Source organism: Protofrankia sp. CiP1_Cm_nod2 (assembly GCF_920664355.1).
Classification (GTDB): domain Bacteria; phylum Actinomycetota; class Actinomycetes; order Frankiales; family Frankiaceae; genus Protofrankia.
The window spans coordinates 12,002-21,369 of the sequence record NZ_CAKKTL010000006.1 but is presented as its reverse complement, the minus strand read 5'-3'; the positions used below and the strand labels follow the sequence as shown (position 1 = coordinate 21,369).

General features: G+C 71.6%; 5 protein-coding genes. 4 read left to right on the top strand and 1 reads right to left on the bottom strand.

The genetic code is table 11. The annotated features are described in order from the left end of the window. The first annotated feature begins 296 nt into the window (after positions 1-296). On the top strand, positions 297-1,979 hold the full coding sequence (locus tag NBW84_RS01330) for a DUF2142 domain-containing protein (RefSeq protein ID WP_250280920.1): 1,683 nt from the start codon (positions 297-299) through the stop codon (positions 1,977-1,979). Here the strand turns inward: NBW84_RS01330 and NBW84_RS01325 are convergent. Next, complete coding sequence (locus NBW84_RS01325; protein ID WP_250280918.1) at positions 1,966-2,517, bottom strand: hypothetical protein; 552 nt, start codon at positions 2,515-2,517, stop codon at positions 1,966-1,968. The two genes, NBW84_RS01330 and NBW84_RS01325, sit on opposite strands and share 14 nt — an antisense overlap. Before the next feature lie 318 nt (positions 2,518-2,835). Between NBW84_RS01325 and NBW84_RS01320 the strand changes: the two genes are divergently transcribed. From NBW84_RS01320 to NBW84_RS01310, 3 genes are all read left to right on the top strand, one after another. After that, a complete protein-coding gene (locus tag NBW84_RS01320; protein ID WP_250280915.1) occupies positions 2,836-5,370 on the top strand; it encodes a protein kinase domain-containing protein in 2,535 nt (844 codons plus the stop codon). A gap of 638 nt (positions 5,371-6,008) precedes the next feature. Further along, entirely contained in the window at positions 6,009-8,843 is a 2,835-nt protein-coding gene (locus tag NBW84_RS01315) for a nitrate- and nitrite sensing domain-containing protein (RefSeq protein WP_250280912.1), read from the top strand. Further along, positions 8,843-9,262 carry a roadblock/LC7 domain-containing protein gene (locus NBW84_RS01310; protein ID WP_250280910.1) on the top strand — a complete coding sequence of 140 codons (420 nt, stop codon included), beginning with the start codon at positions 8,843-8,845 and terminating at the stop codon, positions 9,260-9,262. The genes NBW84_RS01315 and NBW84_RS01310 overlap by 1 nt, the downstream gene beginning before the upstream one ends. Positions 9,263-9,368 lie beyond the last annotated feature (106 nt).

Genomic DNA, 9,368 nt, shown 5'->3' with positions numbered 1-9,368 from the left:
ACCACTGCGTGGAGCTGGTGCGCGACGCGGCATTCGGGTTCGCCCCGCTCACCGACCTCGGGCACCTGGGGGCGCTGGGGGTGTTCGCGTGGATCATGTGGCTGCTCGCGGTCCGCTCCATGCGCCGCCGGCTCATCGACTAGGCACGCGCGCCGGACGGCCGGCAGCGACAGCAATATCGACATTCACATAAAGAAATCAAACGGATACTCCACGTCATTGGCATTCCTGGAGCCGGACGGGGGAGGAATTCGCTTGCCGTTCACGGAACGTATCCCTGGTAATGTGCGGCCCCTATGAAAAGACCACTGTGGTCTTGGCTGCGGAAACCCGGCGCGCCCGCTCTCCTGCTCGCCGCGCTGACCGGCTGGATCTTCCTGTGGGCGCTGACAAACCCGCTGGGAACCGCGCCGGACGAGCCGAGCCACTACGCGAAAGCGGTGGCCGCCGGGCGCGGGCAGGTACTCGGCGAGCCCGTCCCGCTCGCCAGGCTGCGCTCCTTCGGGGTGTTCAGCGAGGATTCACTGCGCCAGGTCCGCAACGCCTATCGCGGCTTCGAGCTGCCAGCCCAGCTGCGGATCACGACCAGCCCGCCCTGCACCGCCCTGGACCCGGAGGTGTCCGCGGCCTGCCTGCGCCAGGCCACCGCCGTCCCGCCCGGCCGGGCCGAAAGCATCGTGGGCGCGTATCCGCCGCTGATGTACCTCTCCGAAGGAGCGCTCACGCGGGCGGCCTGGTCGGTCCGCTCCGGCTACGTGTTCGCCCGGTTCGGTTCGGCGCTCGTCTCGGCGGCGCTGCTGGCCGCCGCCACCTGGCTCCTGCTGGGGGGCCAGGGGCGGCCTGGCCGGCGTCCCCTGGCGCTGGCCGGGATCGCGGCCGCGGTCACCCCGATGGTGGTCTTTCTCGGCTCCCAGGCCGGCGCCAGCGGTACCGAGCTCACCGGCGCACTGGCCTGTGCCGCGGCTGCGCTGCGGCTGTCCCGGGCCGAACAGCCCTCGGCCCGGGCCTGGTGGGTCGCGGGCATCGCCATGGCCGTGACGGCGCTCAGCCGTCCCATGGCACCGCTGTGGATCGTGCTCGCGGCCGCCCTCGGGGCCGGCCGTCTCTCCCCGCGCACGGCATGGCACCGCCTACGCGAGGGCGGCCGGCCGGCGACCGCCGCGGCGGCGACCGTCATGCTGGGGCTTGCCGGGTCGGTGCTCTGGACGCAGGCGCTGTCGCTGCGTACCCCCGTCCTGTGGGGGCGGCTGGGCCACGGGCTGGTGCTCGCCGCCGAGACCGCCGCCGAGTCGGCGCGTCAGACGGTCGGGGTCTTCGGCTGGCAGTCCGTCCCGCTGCCGACGGCCCTGTACGGGCTGTGGGCCCTGCTGGCCGGCGGGCTGTTCCTCGCGGCGTTCGCGGTCGGCCGGCGGCGGGACCGCGCGCTGCTGGCCGGGGGCCTGCTGGTGGTCGTCGTCCTGTACGAGCTGCTCGCCGCGGCGGTGTTCATCCAGAACGGGTTCGGTATGCAGGGCCGGTACATCCTGCCGGCGCTGGTGATGCTGCCGCTGCTGTCCGTGGAGGTGCTGGCTGACAGGCTGCCTGCGCACCTGCGCGCCCGCGCCGCCACGGCCGCCGCGGGCGTCATCGCGGTGAGCGGGGCCGGCCAGTTCGCCGCGTGGCTGACCAACAGCCACCGGTACGCGGTCGGCCCGGACGGGCCACTGTGGTTCTTCCTGCCGCAGCCGGCATGGTCGCCACCGGGCGGCTGGACGCCGTGGACAGCCCTCGCCTGCATACCCATGATCGTCACTTTTGCTGCGGCCCGGGCCGCCCACCGGGATGCCCTGGCCGCAGCCGGGGCCACTCCCGCAGCCGGGCCCGGCCACGGCCCGCGGCCCGGCTCCGGCCGTCCCGGCCCCGGCCCCGATTCCTTCCGGCGGGACCACATACCGCTGCGGACGCGGCCCACGCGCCCTACGCGCCCTACGCGCCGGTGAAGGCGAGCGTGACCTCCCGGGCGCCGCCGGCGTGCACCTGGACCCGCTGGCCGTAACCGGTATAGGTGAGCGTTGTCTGTCCGTCGGCGACGTTCTGTTGCTGGAACGTGTAACCGGCGGAAGGCATCGACTGCCGGTAGTACCGGATGGCGTCGTCAGCGGTCACACCACTGAGCGCGACCGTCGTCGCCGTCGCCTCGGCGCTGACCAGCCGGGGAACCGCATCCTTCGGGAACGGGAAGTGCCTGGGGACAAGCGTCCCCCGCAGCGCCCCGACACCGGTCGTCACGGCGGGGGCAGGCGGCGCGGACGCCGCCGCCGTCTGGCTCGGCAGCACCAGGTCGGTCGGCAGGCCGGCCGGCGGCGCGCCCGCGCCCGCACCAGCCCCGACATCGGTCACCGCGGTCGCCGGCACATCCGGGACGGTGGCGGGCGCGTCATCGGAGGCAGCCCCGCCGCACCCGGCGAGCAGCAGCGCCACGCCCATGGCACCGGCCACCGCTGCCCGGCGGCGCGGCAGCATTCCGGCCCGGCCCATTGACACCTCCAGTCACAGCAAGAACGGCAGTAATGACGAATGGTCACCATTGTGCGGCAGCGGCATCAGAGGTCACCGCGGTGACCACGGCGGTCGGGCCGCCGGCACCGGTTCACCGACCACTAAAGCACCACCCCACCGCCGCGCCGCCACCCGGGGACACCTGGTGGGCTTCCCGGCCGGGCCTGCTGGCCCGGCTTTCCGGCCGGCGGCCTCGGAGCACCTGACGGCCCGGCGACGCCACGGGCACCGGCCCCCGGCCCAAGTGGCATGCTGCACTGGGAGAACGCGGTACGAAAACATCACGGAGGGGGCGACGTGGCTGCCGCTCCAGAGGTGAACCGCCTGGTGGCCGGCCGGTACCGGCTCATCGAACGGCTCGGCGCCGGCGGAATGGGCACGGTCTGGCGCGCCTTCGACGAAGTGCTGCTGACCGATGCCGCGCTCAAGGAGATCGACCTCGAGGACGGCCTCGACCTGTCCGAGCGCGCCGACCGGGTCGAGCGGGCGCTGCGGGAGGCCCGGCACGCCGCGAGACTGCGCAGCCACCCGCACGTGGTGACCATCCTCGACGTCGTCGTCGAGAACGGCCTGCCATGGATCGTGATGGAGCTCGTGCCGTCCCAGTCGCTGCTCCAACTGGTCCGCGGCCATGGACCGTTACCGGTCGCCGAGGTCGCCCGCGTCGGGGTCGCGATCAGCGATGCCCTGGATGCCGCCCACGCCTTCGGCATCCTGCACCGGGACGTGAAGCCCTCGAACGTACTGATCGGCACGGACGGCCGGGTGGTGCTGACGGACTTCGGCATCGCCACCCGGGACAGCGACTCCGCCCTCACCGTCACCGGGGTGCTCGGCACGCCCTCGTACATGTCGCCGGAACGGCTCAACGGTGAGCCCGCCACCCCGGAGGCCGACCTGTTCGGCCTCGGCGCGACCCTCTATTTCGCGGTGGAGGGCAGGCCACCGTTCTACCGGGAGACCTTCGCGGCGATGGTGGCGGCGATCCTGTTCCAGCCGCCGACGCCGACCAGGCTCGCCGGCCCGCTGGTCGATGTCCTGACCAGCCTGCTTGAGAAGGACCCGCGCGTGCGCATGTCCGCGCGGCAGGCACGCCAGCTGCTGGCGGACATCGCCGCGGCACGGCCGGGCGGCACGCCGCCCACCCCGGCGCGGACCGGGACATCGACAGGGACATCGACAGGGACGCAGAACGGCGGGCACTCAAGGATCGTCCGCCGTGACGACGTCGGCACCCGCTACTCCTTCGGCACCATCCCCGACAGCGGCAGCACCGTTGTCGGCAGCGGCGGCACCGTCGTTGACGAGAGTGGCAGCGGTTCCTCCGGAGGCAGCGGTTCCTCCGGAGGCAGCGGCACCGCCGCTGTGGACGGGGCGGACCGCCCACGGCCGAAGGACGCCGGTCCCGCCGGCGCCGACGACGACCGCGCCGCTGACGCCAACGGCCCCACCGGGACCAGCGAGCCCGGCGCGCTCGCGCCGCCGTCCAACCTCACCGCCAGGGAGGACAACGGCGCGGTGCTCCTGCGGTGGACCCCGCCGCACTCGTCAGGGCCGGTCGCCTTCCGCGTCCTGCGGGTGGTCGCCGACCCGAGCGCGCCGGGCGGGCGGTTCGAGCGCAGCCTGGGCACGACCGGCTCGACCGAGCTGTCCGACGCGGGCGTGCCCCGGGGAGTGACGGTCTGGCACGAGGTGATGTCGACGGCTGGCGGCAGACGGTCGAAACCGGTCCGCACCCCACCGCTGGTGATCGTCCCGGAGGTCACCAACCTGCGCGCCCACATGGACGGCGATGGTGTGGCCCTGTCCTGGCAGCTCGACGCGGGCTACGACGACGTGCTGATCGAGCGGGCCTTCGACGAGTCCTCGCCGTTCCGGGGGGCCGCCCGCCGCCTGCGCTCCACCGGCGGACGCCATGTCGACCGCGACGTGCAGACCGGGGCGACCTACCGGTACCGGGTGCGGGTGTCCTACCCGGATCCCTTCGGCGCGCTGGCCCACACCAACGGGGTCGATGTGGTCGTGACCGTGGTCAGGCGGCCCCGGCCCGTCCTGGACCTCGAGGTGGACGACAGCGGCGGGACGACGGTCCTGCGGTGGACGACGGTGCCCGGCGCGCTGGTCCGGGTCTATGCCACCGAGGCACCGGCGGATTCGCCCGGCCCGGCGGCCGGAGCCGGACCGGGAACCAGCACGGGAGCCGGGGCCGGGGGTGAGGCCGAGGCATCCGTGCGGGAGATCCCCGGCGGTGGCCCGGCGGGCCACGAGCACGGCCCGCGGCCGGTGGCGGAGCCGGAACCGTTCGGCCCTGTTGATCACGAGCTGTCCACCGCCTCCCTGCGGGGACGGGAACGCCTGGTCGGCTCCAGCCGGCGTGGACGCCTGGTCGACACCGCGGCACCCGGCCCGACGGCCGATCCGGCAGCCGATCCGACGGTGTACACACCGATCAGCATCGCCGAGCACAGGGCGGTCGTCGGCCGTTCCATCCGGCACCAGCCGGGGCCGCACATCCGGGCGCTGCGGGCCGTGGACCACGGCAACACGATCACTCTGACGTTCCAGATGCCGCCGGGCATCACCGAGGCCCGCGTGCTGTGGCGGCACGACACCGCCCCCACCGGGCCGGACGACCCGGCCGCCCGGCGCGCGAAGGTCACCAACAGCAGCCTGGAGATCGGAGGCGGCTGGCACCTGCGGGACCCGCGGGACGGGGCCACCTACTACTTCGCCGTGTATCCCCTTGTCCGGGCGGGCGGCGAGGCGCGCGCGGTGCCCAACGGCGCCCACGTGACAGCCCGGGCCGGGACCCGGTCCACCCCGTCGGAATGATCGGCGGGGTGGCGGGCGCCTGACCGGTGCCGCCCGTCCCGGCACCATCAACGCCGGCCCACTACCGGCGGGTGACCGTGGCAGTGATTTCCCGGTTACCGGCACCGGGTAGTGGTCCGAAGGACACCTGGTTGTTGCAGTTTCCGGTCCCCAACCCGCCGGTCACGGGCGGCCGGGACAGTTTGGGGACAGATTCCGGACCATTCCCGGTACAGCTCGATGTCCACCGCCTTTCAACTCGGCCGTCTACCGAGCCACAATCCGTAAACACACACCCTCCCACGAGCAGCCTTTTCACAGCCCGCCAGCCACAACGACGAACGTCGATCATCGGGCCGTTCAATCCATCACGAATATCATCTGTGCCTATCCCGAAGCCGGCTGGCGGGCCGCCCGGACCATGGCCGGACGGTCGGCCGGTGATCGACCATTGATCCGGTTCGAGCCCCTTCCCCACGACCCCTATACCCCTGTTCCAGGCGTGCTTAATAGCCCGGGTACAGTTGTCCCGCCCAGGGGGAAAGAGCCGCGGCCACGGTCTTCACCGTGGGTCGAGGTGTAAGCCGGCACGCGGAACGCCGAACCAGAACGCTCGCCCCGACAAGGCGTCAGGACACTGCGTCGAAGGAGAGGATCGGATGCTCCAGAACTGGCCAATCCGCTCCAAGTTGGTAGCCATTCTCATCCTCCCGCTGGTGGCGTTGACCGTTTTTAGCGCCCTCCAGGTGCGCGCCGACCTTGCGAGCGTCGACGCAAGCAGCCGGGTCCGGGACCTCGCAGCCTTCTCAACCAAAGTCAACGATCTTATTGACGCCCTCCAGCAGGAACGCTATGCCTCGTCCGCGGTCGTGGGCAGCCAATTCCGCGAGAGCCTCGAGGAGATGCGGGCCAGGCGCGGCCCGACCGACGTCGCCATCACGACCTACCAACAGGATGCGACCAGGCTCCCCGGCAGCGTGACCAGGGACCTACGGCCGGCCATGGACGTCATCCAGCGTCAGCTCGACCAGGTCCCTGACCAGCGGCAGGCGATCGACCAGCGGCAGACCGACCGGGTGAAGAACGCGGAGTTCTTCAACAAAAACATCAACAATCTGCTCGACCTGATCGCCCAGGTGGGAGCCGGTACCGACAACGCCAAACTGATCAACTATGTCGGCGCCCTCACCAGCGTGTCGCGGGCGAGAGAGGCGGCCGCCCAGCAACGCGGCAGCCTCTCGGTGATCCTCTTCCACCAGACCAATGTCGCGGTCATCAAACAGGTGCAGGCGAACGCCGGTGCCGAGGATGCCTGGATCGCGCAGTTCCGTACCATCGCATCCCAGGAAGAACAGGACTTTTACGACAAAACGGTCGGGCCGGTCGCGACCAGCGTCTCCCAGACGCGCGACACCATCGTGTCCGCGACCCAGATGAACCAGCCGATCACCCTCGACGGCCAGCGCGTCCTGGAAGCCATGGCCGACAAGATCTCCAGGTTCCGCCTGGTGGAAAACCTGATCGCGGCCGACCTGACGAAGGAGAGCAATGCGATCGCCTCGCACGCGACCCGCAGCGCCTGGCTGAGCAGCCTCCTCGTCGCGCTGGTCCTGGCCGCGTCGATCGGCATCTCGCTGCTCGTCGCGAGCCCCATGATCCGTCAGCTCCGACGGCTGCGGGGGGCTGCCCTCGAGGTGGCCAACGACAGCCTGCCCAGCGTCGTGGAACGGCTGCACCGCGGCGAGCAGGTCCAGGTCGAGACCGAGGTGTTCCCCGTCCGGATCGGGACGAGGGACGAGATCGGGCAGGTGGGCGAGGCGTTCGGCACCGTCCACCAGGTCGCCGTGCGCACCGCCGTCGAGCAGGCGGCGATGCGCAAGAGCATCGGCGACACCTTCCTCAACCTCGCCCGCCGCAGCCAGGCGCTCATCCACCGTCAGCTGAAGGTCATCGACGCGCTGGAGCGCAAGGAGACCGACCCGGACGAGCTGGCCGAGCTGTTCCGGCTCGACCACCTGGCGACCCGCATGCGCCGTCACGCCGAGGACCTGATCGTGCTCTCCGGATCGAAGCCCGCCCGTGGCTGGCGGCGGCCAGTCCCGATCAAGGACGTCGTGCGTGGCGCGGTCGCCGAGGTCGAGGACTACACCCGGGTGAAGGTGCTGCCGATCGCCGGTTCCGCCATCGGCGGGCACGCCGTCGGTGACGTGATCCACATGCTCGCGGAGCTGATCGAGAACGCCACCTCCTTCTCCCCGCCGCACACCCCCGTGCACGTGTCCGGGCATCAGGTCTCCAACGGATCCGTGATCGAGGTCGAGGACCGCGGCCTGGGCATGACCGACGAGGAATACACCGAGATCAACGAGCGGCTGAGCAACCCGCCCCCGTTCGACCTGCGTACCAGCGAGCGGCTGGGCCTGTTCGTGGTCGGCCGGCTCGCCCAGCGGCACGACATCCAGGTCCGGCTGCGGCCGTCGCCGTACGGCGGCACCCTGGCCATCGTCCTGGTCCCGAGCGACCTGTTGCGCGAGATCGACGACGCCCCGCAGGAGGCACCGGCCACGGCCAGGCCCGAGCGGGTCAAGGCGCCGGCCCTGGACATACCGCTGGGCGCCTCCCTGGACGCGCCGCTGGACGCTTCCATCGACCTCGGTGACCCGGCCGCGTTCACCGATTCGCTCGCCATCGGCAAGCCGCTCTCACTGCGGGACCCGATCCCCATGGACGATCCGGACCCGCTGAGCGGCCCGATCCCCTTCGCCGGCTCCTTCGACACCAGCGAGCTGCTGTCGATGAGCGCGTCACCGATAGCGCCCACCGGCAACGGCGCCGGCGGTAGCGGTGGTGGCGGCGAGGACTGGCCGCTCATGGACGATCTGCCGGTCTTCCCCACGATCCGTTCAAGCTGGTTCGTCACCGAATCCGACCAGCTCGGCGACGGGGAGATCGACAACGGCGCCGGCGGCAGCGCCGGGAACGACCATCCACGGGAGCGTCCGCGCTCCAACCTGGCGCTCGAGCCCAACGCCTGGGCCGAGCAGCCCTCGGGCATCCCCGCCCCACCGCCGCCTGCCTCCGCCCGCTGGGACGACGCGCCCAGCGCGTCCTCCGGCTGGCCGCAGCCAGAGGACCGGTGGGCCGAGCCGCTGGACGCGCAGCGACAGCCTGCCCTGCCCAGCCGCAGGAGGAGCACCCCCCCGGCGGACCCGTTCCCAGGTGCCGGCTCCGGGTTCTCCCAGGCGTCGGCCGCGCCGGCCGCCCCGCCCGGGCAGCCCAACGAGACGGGACTGCCCAGACGGCAGCGGCGGGCCAGCCTCGCGCCTGAGCTCAGGGGGACACCCACCAACGGCCCCGTGCCGCCGTCGCTCCTCAGCGGAACGCGGTCACCGGACGAGATCCGATCCATGATGTCCTCCTTCCAGACCAACTTCGGCCGAGGTCTGCAGGAGGGACCGAACCCGAACGGTGACGACGCGAAAAGGGTGATGTAATGCGCCACATCGGCCCGGTCGAGAACATGAACTGGCTGCTGAACAACCTCACGCGGAAAGTCCCGGAGGTCACCCATGCCATCGTGTTGTCGGCGGACGGCCTCCTGCTCGCCACCTCGAACGGAATGAACCGGACAACCGCCGACCAGCTGGCCGCGGTCGCCTCGGGCTTCAACAGCCTGGCTCGTGGTGCCGGCCGTTTCTTCGGCGGCGGCAGTGTCCGCCAGACGATCGTCGAGATGGAACAGGGATTTCTTTTCGTCACGGCGGTGGGCGACGGGTCGTGTCTGGCCATTCTCAGCACGCCCGGCGCCGACATCGGTCTGATCGCCTACGAAATGGCGCTGCTGGTCATCCGTGTCGGCGAGTTCCTCACCCCCGAGCTGCGTGCCGAGATGCAGGCCGCGCTGCCTCGCTGACAGCGAGCCGGAATCCTGGCGGCGGCCCGGGTTCCGCTGCTGTGACCCGCGCGAGCTCCCGCCGGAACCCGGCCCGGACGGTCGTCGTCGGGCCGGGTTCCGGCAC